Raw genomic sequence first — 14,790 nt, forward strand, 5'->3', positions numbered from 1 at the left:
AATGACTGCTCAGGTAGAGACGGCGGCGGCCACCGGGCGCGTCGCCCGGGTCATCGGCCCGGTCGTCGACGTGGAGTTCCCCGCCGACGCCATTCCGGAGATCTACAACGCCCTGCACGTCGAGGTCGAGCTGGGCGGTGAGACGAAGACGCTGACCCTGGAGGTCGCCCAGCACCTGGGCGACAACATGGTCCGCGCGATCTCGATGCAGCCGACCGACGGCATGGTGCGCGGCGCGGCGGTGTCCGACACCGGCGAGCCGATCTCGGTGCCCGTCGGCGACATCACCAAGGGCCACGTGTGGAACGCCCTCGGCGACTCCCTCGACGTCCCCACGGCGTCGCTGGAGATCAACGAGCGCTGGGGCATCCACCGCACGGCCCCGCCGTTCGACCAGCTCGAGTCGAAGACCGAGATGCTGGAGACCGGCATCAAGGTCATCGACCTGCTGTCCCCGTACGTCAAGGGCGGCAAGATCGGCCTGTTCGGCGGCGCGGGCGTGGGCAAGACCGTCCTCATCCAGGAGATGATCCGGCGCGTCGCCCGCAACTTCGGCGGCACCTCGGTGTTCGCCGGCGTCGGCGAGCGGACCCGTGAGGGCAACGACCTGTGGGTCGAGATGGAGGAGTCCGGCGTCCTCGCCGACACCGCGCTGGTGTTCGGCCAGATGGACGAGCCCCCGGGCACCCGGCTGCGCGTGGCGCTGTCCGGCCTGACGATGGCGGAGTACTTCCGCGACGTCCAGGGCCAGGACGTGATGCTGTTCATCGACAACATCTTCCGGTTCACGCAGGCCGGTTCGGAGGTGTCCACGCTGCTCGGGCGCATGCCGTCCGCGGTGGGCTACCAGCCGACGCTGGCCGACGAGATGGGCGTGCTCCAGGAGCGGATCACCTCGACCCGCGGCCACTCGATCACCTCGATGCAGGCGATCTACGTGCCCGCGGACGACATCACCGACCCGGCGCCGCACACCACGTTCGCGCACCTGGACGCCACGACGGAGCTGTCGCGCGACATCTCCTCCAAGGGCATCTTCCCGGCCGTGGACCCGCTGACGTCCACGTCCCGGATCATGGACCCGCAGGTCCTCGGCCAGGAGCACTACGACGTCGCCCAGGAGGTGATCCGAATCCTGCAGAAGTACAAGGAGCTGCAGGACATCATCGCCATCCTCGGCATCGACGAGCTCTCGGAGGAGGACAAGGTCACGGTCGAGCGGGCGCGGCGCATCGAGCGCTTCCTGTCCCACCCGATGTACGTGGCCGAGCAGTTCACCGGCCAGCCCGGTGTGACGGTCCCCAAGGACGAGACGGTCGCCTCGTTCAAGGCCATCGCCGAGGGCAAGTACGACCACATTCCCGAGCAGGCGTTCTTCATGTGCGGCGGGATCGAGGACGTCGAGAAGAAGGCCAAGGAGCTGGAGAAGTAAGGGGTGCGGGCGGGCCGCCCCGGCGGCCCGCCCGGCCCGCTCCTGCTGAGCGGAGGATGACAGGTGGCAACCCTGAAGGTCGGGCTGGTCTCACCGGAGCGTGAGGTCTGGTCCGGCGAGGCCAAGCTGGTGGTCGCGCAGACCATCGAGGGCCAGCTCGGCATCCTGCCGGGCCACGCCCCGGTGCTGGGCGTGCTGCTGGACGGCAGCGTGGTGACGATCGAGCCGGCCGACGGCTCGGAGAAGGTCCACGCGATGGTCGGCAGCGGATTCTTCTCCATCGCCGGCGACGAGGTGTCGGTGCTGGCCGAGCAGGCGGAACTCGGGGCCGAGGTCGACGTCGACGAGGCGCGGCAGGCCCTGGCGGACGCGCTGGCGGCGGGCGGTCCGGACACGACGGCCGAGCGGCGGGCGCGGGCGCGGCTGACCGCGGCGGGCGTCGCGGCCTGACCGGCGGAACGTGATGGGCGGGCACCTGGCACTGGACGTGGGCGGGGTGCTCGCCGCCGTCGTCGGGGCGCTGGCCGCCCTCGGCGTCGCGCTGTTCGCGGTGATGGCGGTGCGGCGGCGGTGGTTCGTCCGCAAGGGCGGCACGGTCGAGTGCAGCCTGCGGGTGGTCCCCGAGGGGGGCGCGCCCGGCCCGTGGCGGCTCGGCATCGGCCGCTATCAGGGCGACATGCTGCACTGGCACCGCGTGTTCGGTTTTCGCTCCAGGCCCCGGCAGGTGATCCACCGCCGGGGCCTCGTCGTGTCCGGGCGGCGGTCGCCGGGGGAGCGGGAGGCGGACGGGCTGCTGCCCGACGTCGAGGTGATCGCCGTGCGGGACGGCGCGGTGCGCCTGGAGCTGGCGATGGGCGCGGCGGCGCTGACCGGGTTCCTGTCGTGGCTGGAGGCCGCGCCGCCCGGGTTCCCGGTGGACCTTCCCCAGGCGGAATAGGTTTCTGACGCCCGGGTGGGCGTCGCGTGGCCCGCGCCGGGGCAGTTGGGTGATCATGAAGATCTCCGTGGGCGCGGCCGTGCTCGTTCTTCCGTTCCTGGTGGTGCCGGACGCTTCGGCGTCGTCGGCCTCGTCCCCGTCCGCGTTCGGTGAGGTGCGCCGCCATCTGCGCGCGTTCGCGACGATCGCGCGGGAGCACGGCGGGAACCGGGCGGCGGGGCGGCCGGGGTACGACGCGTCGGTCGCGTACGTGGTGGACGAGCTGCGCCGGGCCGGGTACCGGCCGGTGGTGCGGCGGTTCACGTACCCGCACTGGGCGGACCGGATCACGCCGGAGCTGGCGGTGGTCGCGCCGAAGCCGCGTCCGTACGTCCACGCGACGGACTTCGTGTCGATGGAGTACGCGGGGACGGGCGACGTCACGGCGCGGGCCGTCGCGGTGGACGTGCCGAAGGCGAACGAGGCGGGCACGGCGGGCTGCGAGGACGCCGACTTCGCCTCGTTCCCGCGCGGCGCGGTGGCGCTGCTGCAGCGGGGCGCGTGCGACTTCGGGGCCAAGGCCGCGCGGGCGCGGGCGGCGGGCGCCGCGGCGGTGCTGATCTACAACCGGCCGGACCAGCGGGACCTCGTGCGCGGGACGCTCGGGAAGCAGCAGCCGCTGCCGGTGGTGTCCACGTCGTACACGGTCGGGGCGGCGCTGGTGAAGGAGGCGGCGGGCGGGAAGCTCGTCCTGCACGTCCGGACGGACGCGGGCACGTCGTCGAAGGCGGGCGCGAACGTTCTGGCGGACACGCGGACGGGCCGGGCGTCCCGCACGGTCGTCGTCGGCGCGCACCTGGACAGCGTGCCGGAGGGGCCGGGGATCAACGACAACGGGACCGGGTCGGCGACGGTGCTGGCCGTCGCGTCCCGGCTCGCGCACACGCGCGTCCGCAACCGGGTGCGGTTCGCGTTCTGGGGGTCGGAGGAGGACGGGCTCCAGGGCTCCGAAGCGTACGTGAAGTCGCTGACCAAGGCGGAGAAGAAGCGCATCGCGCTCGCGCTGAACTTCGACATGCTCGGCTCGGTGAACGGCATTCGCGGCATCTACGACGGCGACGGCTCCCAAGGAACCGCGACCGCCCCGCCCGCCGGGTCGGCCGCGATCGAGAGGACGTTCCGCGCCTACTACGCCGCCCGGGGACTGCCGACGTCCGAAAGCCCCTTCAACGGCCGCTCCGACTACGGGCCGTTCGTGAAGGCGGGCATCCCGGCGGGCGGCATGGAGTCCGGCGCGGAGGGCGTGAAGACGCTCGCCGAGGCCAAGCGCTACGGCGGCAAGGCGGGCGACCCGTACGACCCGTGCTACCACGTCGTCTGCGACACGGAGAAGAACGTGGACTACAAGCTGCTGAAGACGATGGTGGCAGGCGTCGAACACGCGGTCCGCCACTTCGCGGTCAGGTCGGTTCGACGGTGATGGGGCCCGCGTTGGTGCGGAGGTTCAGGTGGCGGGGGGCGGTCGAGTCGCGGTGGACGGCCCGGTCGAGGTGCGTGCGGCCCGTGTCGGTCGCGGTCTCGATCGCGTAGGGCGTGTCGGCGGGGAGGGCGACGGCGACCGCGCCGGTGTCCGTGCGGGCCAGCACGTTGTCGGGGGCGACGGCGAACGTCAGGCGGACGGTGCCCGCGCTCGTGCGGGCCGAGACGCGGGGCGCCGTCAGGTTCTCGCCGATCACCGGGCCCGTGTCGGTGCGGACGTTCACGCGGCCGACGCGGCCGGACAGGCGGATCGCGCCCGAGCCCGTCGAGGCCGTCACGGACGTCGCCTCCAGGGCCTTCGCGTCGATCGAGCCGGTGTCGGTGTTCAGGTCGGCGGAGCCGGTGCGGCCCGAGACCACCAGGCCGCCGCTGTTGGTCCGGGCGCGCAGCGACGGGCCCGTCACGTCGACGAGCGAGATCGAACCCGTGTCGGTGCGCACGTCCACGGGGGCGGTCGTGCCGGAGACCCGGAGGCCGCCGTTCTGCCCGTGGACCGTCACCGCCAGGGCGCGCGGGACCGTCACGCGGTACTTCACGCCGCACGAGCCGCCCATGACGAACTGCGTCCGGCACCGCGCCGACAGGGTCAGCACCCCGTCGCGCACCGTGTGGGTGGCTTGCGGCTTGTTCTTGTCGTTCGTCCAGAACGACCGCTCGTGGACGGTGACCTTCGCGGTGTCGGCCCCGACGACCTCGACCGTGCCGTTCGTCCGCACGGTCAGCCCCCTGTCGGTGCCCGCGACGTCGTACGAGCGGTCCGCGTGCTTCTTGCCGCCCGTGGTGACCAGCCCGCAGCCGCTCACCGCGACCGCCAGCACCACGAGCCCCGCCCCGGCGCGCGTCTTCACACGTTCCCCCTCGAACCGTCCCTGTCGTCCCCTCAGCCTGCCCGCCGCGCCGGCCGCCGGACAGACGGGAGCCCGGTCAAAGAAAGGTAGGGCTAACCCGAGCCCCCACGCGGAAACGACCCCCACACACACCGCCCGGCCACTCGCCTGGCGGCTCGCGGCCGCGCGGATAAGGCGCCCGCGCGCGCCCGCACGGCGAACGCCGTGCGCGGCGCGGCTGTGCTGTGGGGGTTTTCAGGGGGTTTCTTGTTGGGCGCCGGGGCGCCAGAGGATGTCGCCGTGTTCGGCGTTGGCTGTGCGGCCGAGGATGAAGAGCAGGTCCGACAGGCGGTTCAGGTAGCGGGCCGTCCAGGGGTTGACGCCGCGGGCGGGGCCCTCGCCGGTGGCGGGGTCGGTGCCGCCGTGGGTCTCGATGGCGGCCCATGTGCTGCGCTCGGCGCGGCGGGTGACGGTGCGGGCGACGTGCAGGAGGGCCGCGCCGGGCGCGCCGCCCGGCAGGATGAAGCTGCGCAGCGTGGGCAGGTCGGCGTTGTGCTCGTCGCAGGCCGCCTCCAGCCGCTCGACGTAGGAGCCGTCCACGCGCAGCGGCGGGTACTCGGGGTCGGGGACGACGGGCGAGCACAGGTCCGCGCCGACGTCGAACAGGTCGTTCTGGACGCGCCGCAGCAGCCCCGCGACGGGCTCGGGCAGCGCGCCGAGCGCGAGGGCCGCGCCGAGCGCCGCGTTGGCCTCCTCCACGTCGGCGTAGGCGGCCAGCCGCGGGTCGGTCTTGGCGGTCCGCGACGCGTCGCCGAGCGCGGTGCTGCCGTCGTCGCCGGTGCGCGTGTAGATCCGCGACAGCACGACCGGGGTCTCCCTGTTCTTCGCCATGCGGTCACTGTAAGCCGGACGCGGCGGCCCGTCCCGCGACGGGTGCGCCGGACCACACCGCGACCAAGCGGATGATTCGGGGTAGGGCGGGGCGAACCGCGTTCTGTAGGGTCGCCCTTACCCACCCGAATGCGGAGAGAGCCGGAGGCGGCCGTGTACGACTACATCATCGTGGGGGCGGGCAGCGCGGGCTGCGTCCTCGCGGCGCGGCTCAGCGAGGACGCCGACGCGTCCGTCCTGCTGCTGGAGGCCGGGCCGCCCGACGACGCGGACGCGATCCACATCCCGGCGGCCGTCGCGTCGCTGATCAAGGGACCGTTCGACTGGGACTACTCGACCGTCCCGCAGGAGCACGCGGACGGCCGCAGCGTGTACTGGCCGCGCGGCCGGACGCTCGGCGGCAGCTCGTCCACCAACGCGATGATCTACATCCGGGGCGCGCGGCACGACTACGACACCTGGCGCGACGAGCTGGGCTGCAAGGGCTGGGGCCACGCCGAGCTGCTCCCGTACTTCCGCCGCGCCGAGGACCAGCAGCACGGCGCGTCCGAGCACCACGGCGCGGGCGGTCCGCTGCGCGTGGAGGACCTGCGGTACCGGCACGCGCTCACCACGGCGTGGGTGAAGTCCGCGATGGCGCACGGCCTGGCCGCGAACGCCGACTTCAACGGGGCCGAGCAGGACGGCGTCGGCTTCTACCAGGTGACGCACAAGCGCGGGCGGCGCTGGTCGACGGCGGCGGGCTACCTGCGTCCGGCGCTGGACCGCCCGAACCTGACGGTCGAGACCGACGCGCTCGCCACCGGCGTGATCATCGAGGGCGGCCGCGCGGTCGGCGTCCGCTACGAGCGGCGCGGCGAGCGGTGCGAGGCGCGCGCGAACGCCGAGGTGATCCTGTGCGGCGGCGCGGTCAACAGCCCGCAGCTCCTGATGCTGTCGGGGATCGGCCCGGCGGACCACCTGCGCGAGCACGGGATCGACGTGCTGGTGGACTCGCCGGTCGGGCGCGGCCTCCAGGACCACCCGTTCGTGAACGTCATGTTCGCGACGCCGCGCACCAAGAACCTGTGGGAGCAGGCGAGCGTGGGCAGCCTGCTGAGCTACCAGGCGTTCGCGAAGGGGCCGCTGGCGTCGAACGTGGCGGAGGCGGGCGGGTTCGTCCGGACGTCCCCGGACCTGCCCGCGCCGGACCTGCAGTACCACGTGCTGCCGACGCCGTTCGTGAACCAGGGGCTGGTGGACCCGTCCACGCGGGCGCTGTCGGTGCTGGTCACGGCCGTGGCGATCGAGAGCCGGGGCGCGCTGACGCTGCGGAACGCCAGCCCCTACGCCAAGCCGCTGCTGGACCCGGCGTACCTCGCGGAGCAGGCGGACCTGGACATCCTGCTGGCCGGCATCCGGCAGATGCGGGAGATCGCCGCGACCGGGCCGCTGGCCGAGCTGACCGGCGGCGAGCTGGCCCCCGGCGAGCAGGCCGACGACGACGCGGCGCTCACCGCGTTCGTCCGCCGGGACGTCGCGACGCTGTTCCACCCGACCTCGACGTGCGCGATGGGCGACGGCGACGCCGTCTGCGACACCGAGCTGCGGGTGCGGGGCGTGGCGGCCCTGCGGGTGGTGGACGCCTCCGTCATGCCCACCGTCCCGCGCGGGAACACCAACGCCCCGACCATCGCCATCGCCGAGCGGGCCGCCGACCTGATCCGGGGCCGCGCGCCGCTCGCCGCGGGCTGACGCGCCCGTGGTGGATGCGACGGTGCCCCCGTCCCTACGGGACGGGGGCACCGGCAGCCGATCGGGCGCGCAGCGGGCCGGCGGGTCACCGCTTGCGGCCCTTCGCGGCCTTGGCGGCCTTCCGGTCGGCCTTGGCCTCGTCGATGAGCCGCTTGGTCCGGTCCTTGACGAGCTTGTCGGTGAAGTCGGGGTGCAACATGTCGTGGCCTCCTGCCGGTGCCGGGCCCCTGCGGCCCGACAACGACAAGATTCGCCCTAAGCCGTACACCCCCACATCGGGACGACGCCTTATCTCCGCACCCCGGAACGCGGCTTAGGCCGCGCCCCGCGCCTAAGACGCGGCGGACTCCGGCTTAGCCAGCTCCGCGAGCCGCCGGAAGTACCACTTCATGATCGTGCGGAGCTTGTCGCCGTGCCCCCGGTCCCAGTCGCGCTGCAGCTCGCACGCCACCGCGAGCGCCGACACCGGGTGCGCGCCCGCCTGCACCACGCGCTGCATCGCCGCGTCGTGGCTGTCGCGGCTGACGCCGCCGATCGCGTCCGCGACCGGGTACACCTCGAAGCCCTCGGCGATCGCGTCGACCGTCGGGAACGCCACGCACACCTCCGTCCACAGCCCGCACATGATCAGCTTGCGGCGGCCGGTGGCGTCGACGGCGGCGCGGAACTCGGGGTCCTCCCACGAGTTCATGGACGTCCGGTCGATCACCGGGACGTCCGGCAGGACCTCGGTCAGCCGGTCGTCGGTCGGGCTGTTGGAGCCCATCCGGACGGCGACGGTCGTCAGCACGACCGGCACGCCGAACGACACCGCCGCCCGCGCCACCGTGACGACGTTCATCATCAGCCGGTCCTGGTCGGTGGACGCGACCGTGCTGATCTGCTCGGGCTGGTAGTCGATGACGAGCAGCGCCGCGTTCTCCGGCGTGAGCAGCCGGTCCTTCTCGGGATCGCGGAGCGGGGTTCCCTGGGCCATGCGGTGTTCCTTGCGCGTCCGGGGCCAAGGCGAACGCCGCGTACCCGAAAAACCCGATCAACCCGCGAGGTACGCGGCCAGGTGCTCGCCGGTCAGCGTCGCCGGGTCGGCGGCGAGGGCGGCGGGCGGGCCGGTGCAGACGATGCGGCCGCCGTCGTGGCCGCCGCCCGGGCCGACGTCGATGATCCAGTCCGCGTGCGCCATCACGGCCAGGTGGTGCTCGATGACGACGACGGTGTTGCCGTCGTCCACGAGGCGGTCGAGCAGGCCGAGGAGCTGGTCGACGTCCGCGAGGTGCAGGCCGGTGGTCGGTTCGTCCAGGATGTACGTCCGCGCCGTGGCGGCCATGTGGACGGCGAGCTTGAGGCGCTGCCGCTCGCCGCCGGACAGCGTGGTGAGCGGCTGGCCGAGCCGCAGGTAGCCGAGGCCGACGTCGAGCATCCGGGTGAGGATCGTGTGCGCCGGGCCCGTCCGGAAGAAGGCGTGCGCCTCCGCGACCGGCATGTCCAGGACGTCCGCGATGTTCTTGCCGTCCAGCGTGTACGTCAGGACCTCGGCGGTGAAGCGGCGGCCCGCGCACGTCTCGCAGACCGACGCGACGCCCGCCATCATCGCCAGGTCGGTGTAGATCAGGCCGATGCCGTTGCACTCGGGGCACGCGCCCTCGGAGTTCGCGCTGAACAGGGCGGGCTTGACGCCGTTGGCCTTCGCGAACGCCTTGCGGATCGGGTCGAGCAGACCGATGTAGGTCGCCGGGTTGCTGCGCCGCGAACCGCGGATCGGGGACTGGTCCGCGACGACGACGCCGTCCCGCCCCGCCAGGTACCCGTGGACGAGCGAGCTCTTGCCCGATCCCGCGACGCCGGTGACGACCGTCAGGACGCCCTCGGGCACGTCCACGTCCACCTTCTGGAGGTTGTGCAGATCAGCGCCGCGGATCGGCATCCAGCCGCGCGGCTCGCGGACGCGCTCGCGCAGGCCCGCGCGGTGGTCCAGGTGCCGCCCGGTGAGCGTCCCGGACGCGCGCAGCCCGGCGACGTCCCCCTCGAACTGGATCTCCCCGCCCTCGGTGCCCGCGCCGGGCCCGAGGTCCACGACGTGGTCCGCGATCTCGATGACCTCGGGCTTGTGCTCCACGACCAGCACGGTGTTGCCCTTGTCGCGCAGCCGCAGCAGCAGGTCGTTCATGCGGCGGATGTCGTGCGGGTGCAGCCCGATCGTGGGCTCGTCGAAGACGTAGGTGACGTCGGTGAGGCTCGACCCGAGGTGCCGCACCAGCTTCACCCGCTGCGACTCGCCGCCCGACAGCGTCGGCGTCGGCCGGTCGAGGCTGAGGTAGCCGAGGCCGATCTCCACCAGCCCGTCCAGCAGCCCGCGCAGGTTGGCCAGCAGCGGCGCGACGGACGGGTCGTCGATCGTCGCGACGAACCGGGCGAGGTCGCTGATCTGCATCCGCGCGCAGTCCGCGATGCCCACACCGTCGATCACCGACGACCGCGCCGCCGCGTTCAGCCGCGACCCGCCGCACGCCGGGCACGCGGTGAAGACGACCGCGCGGTCCACGAACGCGCGCAGGCCCGGCTTCATCGAGTCGCGGTCCTTGGTCAGGTACGTGCGCCGGACCTTGGGGACGAGCCCCTCGTAGGTGACGTTGTGGTTGCCGACCCTGCGCTTCTCGACGGGCCGGTGCAGCAGGTCGTGCCACTCCGCCTCGGTGTACTCCGCGAGCGGCCGGTCCGGGTCGAACAGCCCGGACCCGGCGAAGATCTCCCAGTACCACGACCCGACCGCGAACCCCGGCACGGTGATCGCGCCCTCGTTGAGCGACAGGCTCCGGTCCAGGAGGTGGTCGACGGCGATGTCCGTCACCTCCCCGAGCCCCTCGCAGTCGGGGCACATGCCCTCGGGCAGGTTGAAGCTGAACGCGCTGGACGTCCCGACGTGCGGGACGCCGAGGCGGCTGTAGACGATCCGCAGCATCGTGAACGCGTCCGTCGCGGTGCCGACCGTGGAGCGGGAGTTCGCGCCCATCCGCTCCTGGTCGAGGACGATCGCCGCGCTCAGGTTGCGCAGCTCGTCCACGTCCGGCCGCCCCGAACTCGGCATGAACGACTGGACGAACGCGGTGTAGGTCTCGTTGATGAGGCGGCGCGACTCGGCGGCGATCGTCCCGAAGACCAGCGACGACTTGCCCGAGCCCGAGACGCCCGTGAAGACGGTGAGGCGCCGCTTGGGCAGGTCCAGGGAGACGTTCCGCAGGTTGTTCTGACGCGCTCCGCGCACCTGGACGACGGCGTGGGAGTCGGCGGGATGGAGGGTCATGGCGGCACTCCTGGGGGTTTGGGGAACCAGCCACCGTACTCGGCGGCCCCGACATTTCGTCCCCCTCGCGGGCCGAGGGTGGTAGTGACGGGGACACGACCCGGGCGGCGCGCGCCGGTAGCGTTCCGGGCGTGGGCGACAACGAACTCGGGGACTTCCTGCGGGCGCGGCGCGAGGCCGTGCGGCCCGCCGACGTCGGCCTGCCCGCCGGGACGCGCCGCCGCACGCCGGGGCTGCGCCGCGCCGAGCTGGCGACGCTCGCCGGGATCAGCGTCGAGTACCTGACCCGGTTGGAGCAGGGCCGCGACCGCAACCCGTCGCCGCAGGTCATGGGGGCGCTCGCGGACGCGCTGCGGATGAGCGGGGACGAGCGGCTGCAGTTCCGGCACGTCGCCAAGGCGTCGGCGGGCGGGTTCGGGGTGCTGTGCCCGAACGCGGGGAATCCGCCGGTGCGGACCGTCCGGCCCGGCGTGCGGGCGGTGCTGGACCGGCTCGGGCCGGGACCGGCCGTCGTACTCGACGCGCTGAACGACGTGCTGGCGTACACGCCGGGCTACGAACGGCTCGTCCGGCCGCTCGGCGCGCTGGACGGCGATCCGCCCAACCTGCTGCGGTTCCTGTTCACCGATCCGCGCGCCCGCGCCGCCTATCCCGACTGGGACGACGTCGCGGACGCCGCCGTCGCGTACCTGCGGATGGTCGCCGTCCACGACGACCGGTACGTCAACGCGTTCATCGACGAGCTGACCGTGCTCGCCGGAGCCCCCTTCGCCGCGCGGCTCGCGGCGCTGCCCAGCCCGCCGCGCATGGCCGCCGCCGAACGCCTCGCCCATCCGGAGGTCGGCGAGCTGCGGCTCGATTACGAGACGCTGGACGTCCCGGGCGAGGACGGCCACCGGATCATCGTCTACACGCCCGCCGACGCCGCCGCCGAACGCGCCCTGGACCGCATGGCGGGCCGCCGCCCCGGCGGGCTCCGCGCCGTGGGGGAGTAGGGGCTAGCCGCGCGCGGCGAACGCCTCCAGCGCGCGGACGTGCGTCTCGGCGTCCCGGCCGGGCAGCGCGAAGTGGACTTCGTCGGCGTCCAGCGCCGCCGCGCGCCCGACCGCCTCGGCGGCCCGCTCGGCGAACGCCCGCGCCGGATCGCCGCCGAGCCCGGTCAGCGGCACCTGCACGACGATCCGCCCGCGGCCGCCCGCCGTCCGGTACCAGTGGATCTCCTTGCGGGTGCGCTCCCAGTCCCGGACGGCCGCGACGAACCCGTCCCCGATCCGCGCCGCGCGCTCCACGGCGGGCCGCGCGACCGCACCGACCAGCAGCGCGAGCGGACCGCCCGCGGGCTTCGGCCCGACCGACGAGGGCGGAATGCGGTAGTACGGGCCGTGGTGCTCGACGGGATCGGGCCCCCAGCACGCCCGCATCGCCGCCAGGTGCTCGGCGAACCCCTCGCCGCGCCGCCCCGGCTCGACGCCCGCCGCGCAGAACTCCTGCGGCAGCCAGCCCTGCCCGACGCCGACGTCCAGCCGCCCGCCCGACAGCCGGTCGAGCGCGGCGAGCCGCCGGGCCAGCACCAGCGGCGACTGGAACAGCGCGGCCACCACGCCGGTCGCGACGCGGATGCGGCCGGTGTGCGCGGCCGCCCAGGTCAAAATTTCGATCGGGTCGAACGCGCAGCCGTCCGGCCCGGGTCCGCCGTCGGCGTCGCCCGCGCCGTGCGGGCCGGGCGCGGGGACGAGCAGCCGCTCGCACGCCGCCACGGCGTGCAGGTCCAGCAGCTCGGCGGTGCGCGCGACCGCCACGACCGCGTCGGGCACCGGGTCCGGTCCGCGCGTGGGGAGGACCACGCCGATCCTCGGAACGCTCATCCTGCCTCCGGAAAGCGGAAAGCCGCCGCCCGGTCGGGGCGGCGGCGTGGCGTGCGCCGTTCCGCTACTTGATGTGGCGCGGGACGATGCGGGTGCGGGTCCGGTCCCAACCCGGCTTCTTGCCGTCCCAGTGGACGACGTTCGTCATCCTGCCGGTGCGCCTGGTCTTCACGGTGAACTTCACCGTGGCCTCCTGCTTGGCCCACAGGCTGCCGACCCAGATCAGCTTGTGGTCGCGCAGGTAGACGTGGCCGCGCGACGCGTGGACGCGGCCGACGATGCGGGCGTGGTGGTGGACGTCCTTCAGGTTGTCCCAGAACGAGGCGTTGCGCGTGAAGTACCAGCCGAGGTTCTTGACCTTGAGCGTGTAGGTCACGTAGTGGCCGACCTTGACGACGTCGCGGCTCGCGTACTTGCGGACGGCGATGTAGGCGGGCCACGCCTTCTTCTGCTGGGCCTGCGCCTGGTCCTGGGCCTGCTGGGCCTGGGCCTGCGCGGGAACCGGGGCGGGGGCCGTGGCGGCCTCCGCGGAGCCGACGAGGGCCGTGGCGGTGAGCGCCGAGGCCAGGGCGATGGTCGCCGGGCCTCGCATGTGCTTGATCGTCATGTCCTTAGAGTGACCACAAAAGCACACTTTGTAGACTCGCGGAAGATCAAAGCCCTCGTCAAGAGTGCGCGCCGGGGACCGCGCGGCCCCCGGCGCGCGCCCGTCAGCGCTTGTACCGCCGGCCGTGCAGCATGTTGACGAGGTTGAGCACCCGGGCCATCTCCTGCTCGGTGCGCTCGAACGACGTCAGGTTCATCGGCAGCGCGAACCGCTGCCGTGTGACGGCCTTGGCGCGGGCGAACTCGCGCAGCCCGTCCGCGCCGTGGATGCGGCCGAAGCCCGACTCCCCGACGCCGCCGAACGGCAGCGCCGCGACCAGCGCGAACGCCGCGAACGCGTTGATCGACGTCATGCCCGAGCGGATGCGGCGGGCCGCCTCGACGGCGCGCTTGCGGTCCCCGGAAAAGATCATCCCGGCGAGGCCGTAGTTGGTGGCGTTGGTCTTCTCGACGGCCTCGTCGATGTCGCGGACGCGGTGGACGGTGATCGTCGGCCCGAACGTCTCCTCGCAGACGGCCGCCGAGTCCTCCGGCACGTCGGTCAGGATCACCGGCTCCACGTACGGCTTGCGCACCGACCCGGGCCCGCCGACGACGGCCCGGCCGCCCCTCTCCAGGGCGTCGGCGATGTGCCGCTCGATGATGTCGATCTGCCTGGGCATCGTGATCGGGCCGTAGGCGGCCTCGCGGTCGAAGCCGGGCCGCAGCTTCTCGGCCTTGGCGGTGAGCCGGCCGAGGAACGCGTCGTACACCGAGTCCACGACGTACACGCGCTCGACGCCGATGCACGTCTGCCCGGCGTTGGCCATCGCGCCCCACAGCGCCGCGTCGGCGGCGGCGTCGAGGTCGGCGTCGGCGTCCACGATGGCGACGTCCTTGCCGCCGCACTCGGCGACGATCGGCGTGAGGTTCTGCGCGCACGCGGCCATGACGCGCTTGGCGGTCGGCCCCGAGCCGGTGAACGCGATCTTGTCGACGTCGGGGGAGGACGCCAGCGCCGCCCCCGTCTCGCCGAGGCCGGTCACGACCTGGAGCACCGGGTGCTCGGGGACGACCGCGTCCACGATCTCCGCGAGCAGCACGCCGACGCCCGGCGTGAACTCCGACGGCTTGAACACCACGGCGTTCCCGGCGGCGAGCGCGTATCCGATCGAGCCCATCGGCGTGAAGATCGGGTAGTTCCACGGGCCGATGACGCCGACGACGCCGAGCGGCTGGTACTCCAGCTCGCACTTCTGGTTGAGCGACATCAGGCCCGGGAAGACGGTCCGGCGGCCGAGGACCTTCTCGGCGTTGCGCGCCGCCCAGTCCAGGTGGGTGATCGCCATGATCGTCTCGAGCTGGGCGTCCTGGAGCGGCTTGCCCGTCTCCTGGTGGATGGTCTCGGCCATCCGGTTCAGGTTGCGGGTGAGCGAGCCCTTGACGTTCAGGAGCCGGACGCGCCGCTCCTTCCAGCCGAGCCCGCGCCACCAGCGCGCCGCCTCCCGCGCGCGGGCGACGGCCTTCGCGACCGCGTCCGCGTCGTGGACGGGGTGCTCCGCGACCACCTCGCCGGTGGCGGGATTGAGCGACGGGAAACTCGTGGGGCTTTCGGTGGCCACGGACATGGGGGTCCTCCCGCAGTAAGCGGTCACTTGCAGTACTCGCTAGTAAACCACCCTATGCCCGTGGCCGCCGTCCGG

Annotated in this window: 13 protein-coding genes; 6 read left to right on the top strand and 7 right to left on the bottom strand. The window is 73.2% G+C overall.

Annotated features, from left to right (window positions below; genetic code table 11):
• Position 1 precedes the first annotated feature (1 nt).
• The 4 genes from atpD (at position 2) to G339_RS0101845 (ending at position 3,828) form a co-directional block, all read left to right on the top strand.
• Positions 2 to 1,432: a F0F1 ATP synthase subunit beta gene (atpD, locus tag G339_RS0101830; protein WP_019629368.1), complete on the top strand. Its 1,431-nt coding sequence runs from the start codon at positions 2 to 4 to the stop codon at positions 1,430 to 1,432.
• Positions 1,433 to 1,495: 63 nt separating this feature from the next.
• A complete protein-coding gene (locus tag G339_RS0101835) occupies positions 1,496 to 1,882 on the top strand; it encodes a F0F1 ATP synthase subunit epsilon (RefSeq protein WP_019629369.1) in 387 nt (128 codons plus the stop codon).
• 13 nt (positions 1,883 to 1,895) lie between these two features.
• The gene (locus tag G339_RS0101840; protein ID WP_019629370.1) at positions 1,896 to 2,369 is read left to right on the top strand and encodes a DUF2550 domain-containing protein; all 474 of its coding nucleotides are present in this window, start codon (positions 1,896 to 1,898) and stop codon (positions 2,367 to 2,369) included.
• A 55-nt stretch (positions 2,370 to 2,424) separates the two neighbouring features.
• Positions 2,425 to 3,828, top strand: a complete 1,404-nt coding sequence (locus G339_RS0101845) for a M20/M25/M40 family metallo-hydrolase (protein WP_033322178.1) — start codon at positions 2,425 to 2,427, stop codon at positions 3,826 to 3,828.
• Here G339_RS0101845 and G339_RS0101850 read toward each other — a convergent pair.
• Positions 3,809 to 4,735 (bottom strand): DUF4097 family beta strand repeat-containing protein, encoded by a 927-nt coding sequence (locus G339_RS0101850; protein ID WP_019629372.1) that lies wholly within the window; start codon positions 4,733 to 4,735, stop codon positions 3,809 to 3,811. The genes G339_RS0101845 and G339_RS0101850 overlap by 20 nt on opposite strands.
• A 234-nt stretch (positions 4,736 to 4,969) precedes the next feature.
• The gene (locus G339_RS0101855) at positions 4,970 to 5,605 is read right to left on the bottom strand and encodes a cob(I)yrinic acid a,c-diamide adenosyltransferase (RefSeq protein WP_019629373.1); all 636 of its coding nucleotides are present in this window, start codon (positions 5,603 to 5,605) and stop codon (positions 4,970 to 4,972) included.
• Between the two features lie 153 nt (positions 5,606 to 5,758).
• Between G339_RS0101855 and G339_RS0101860 the strand changes: the two genes are divergently transcribed.
• Positions 5,759 to 7,339: a GMC family oxidoreductase gene (locus tag G339_RS0101860; protein ID WP_019629374.1), complete on the top strand. Its 1,581-nt coding sequence runs from the start codon at positions 5,759 to 5,761 to the stop codon at positions 7,337 to 7,339.
• 331 nt (positions 7,340 to 7,670) lie between these two features.
• Here G339_RS0101860 and G339_RS0101870 read toward each other — a convergent pair whose 3' ends face one another.
• Complete coding sequence (locus tag G339_RS0101870; RefSeq protein WP_019629376.1) at positions 7,671 to 8,315, bottom strand: hydrolase; 645 nt, start codon at positions 8,313 to 8,315, stop codon at positions 7,671 to 7,673.
• Between the two features lie 57 nt (positions 8,316 to 8,372).
• Positions 8,373 to 10,637: an ATP-binding cassette domain-containing protein gene (locus G339_RS0101875; RefSeq protein ID WP_019629377.1), complete on the bottom strand. Its 2,265-nt coding sequence runs from the start codon at positions 10,635 to 10,637 to the stop codon at positions 8,373 to 8,375.
• 131 nt (positions 10,638 to 10,768) lie between these two features.
• On the opposite strand from G339_RS0101875, the gene G339_RS0101880 reads away from it, so the two are divergent.
• Positions 10,769 to 11,632: a helix-turn-helix domain-containing protein gene (locus G339_RS0101880; protein ID WP_019629378.1), complete on the top strand. Its 864-nt coding sequence runs from the start codon at positions 10,769 to 10,771 to the stop codon at positions 11,630 to 11,632.
• 3 nt (positions 11,633 to 11,635) lie between these two features.
• Here G339_RS0101880 and G339_RS0101885 read toward each other — a convergent pair whose 3' ends face one another.
• From G339_RS0101885 to G339_RS0101895, 3 genes are all read right to left on the bottom strand, one after another.
• The gene (locus tag G339_RS0101885) at positions 11,636 to 12,502 is read right to left on the bottom strand and encodes an LLM class flavin-dependent oxidoreductase (protein WP_033322041.1); all 867 of its coding nucleotides are present in this window, start codon (positions 12,500 to 12,502) and stop codon (positions 11,636 to 11,638) included.
• Positions 12,503 to 12,566: 64 nt separating this feature from the next.
• A complete protein-coding gene (locus G339_RS0101890) occupies positions 12,567 to 13,109 on the bottom strand; it encodes a DUF7927 domain-containing protein (RefSeq protein WP_019629380.1) in 543 nt (180 codons plus the stop codon).
• Positions 13,110 to 13,212: 103 nt separating this feature from the next.
• A complete protein-coding gene (locus G339_RS0101895; RefSeq protein WP_019629381.1) occupies positions 13,213 to 14,715 on the bottom strand; it encodes an aldehyde dehydrogenase family protein in 1,503 nt (500 codons plus the stop codon).
• Positions 14,716 to 14,790: the final 75 nt, after the last annotated feature.

Origin of the sequence: Actinomadura atramentaria DSM 43919 (genome assembly GCF_000381885.1) — a bacterium.
Lineage (GTDB): Bacteria > Actinomycetota > Actinomycetes > Streptosporangiales > Streptosporangiaceae > Spirillospora > Spirillospora atramentaria.

Coding starts and splice junctions, on each gene's coding strand:
- atpD (WP_019629368.1), top strand. CDS start 2: ATGACTGCTCAGGTAGAGACGGCGGCGGCCACCGGGCGCGTCGCCCGG.
- G339_RS0101840 (WP_019629370.1), top strand. CDS start 1,896: ATGGGCGGGCACCTGGCACTGGACGTGGGCGGGGTGCTCGCCGCCGTC.
- G339_RS0101845 (WP_033322178.1), top strand. CDS start 2,425: ATGAAGATCTCCGTGGGCGCGGCCGTGCTCGTTCTTCCGTTCCTGGTG.
- G339_RS0101855 (WP_019629373.1), bottom strand. CDS start 5,605: ATGGCGAAGAACAGGGAGACCCCGGTCGTGCTGTCGCGGATCTACACG.
- G339_RS0101870 (WP_019629376.1), bottom strand. CDS start 8,315: ATGGCCCAGGGAACCCCGCTCCGCGATCCCGAGAAGGACCGGCTGCTC.
- G339_RS0101875 (WP_019629377.1), bottom strand. CDS start 10,637: ATGACCCTCCATCCCGCCGACTCCCACGCCGTCGTCCAGGTGCGCGGA.
- G339_RS0101885 (WP_033322041.1), bottom strand. CDS start 12,502: ATGAGCGTTCCGAGGATCGGCGTGGTCCTCCCCACGCGCGGACCGGAC.
- G339_RS0101890 (WP_019629380.1), bottom strand. CDS start 13,109: ATGACGATCAAGCACATGCGAGGCCCGGCGACCATCGCCCTGGCCTCG.
- G339_RS0101895 (WP_019629381.1), bottom strand. CDS start 14,715: ATGTCCGTGGCCACCGAAAGCCCCACGAGTTTCCCGTCGCTCAATCCC.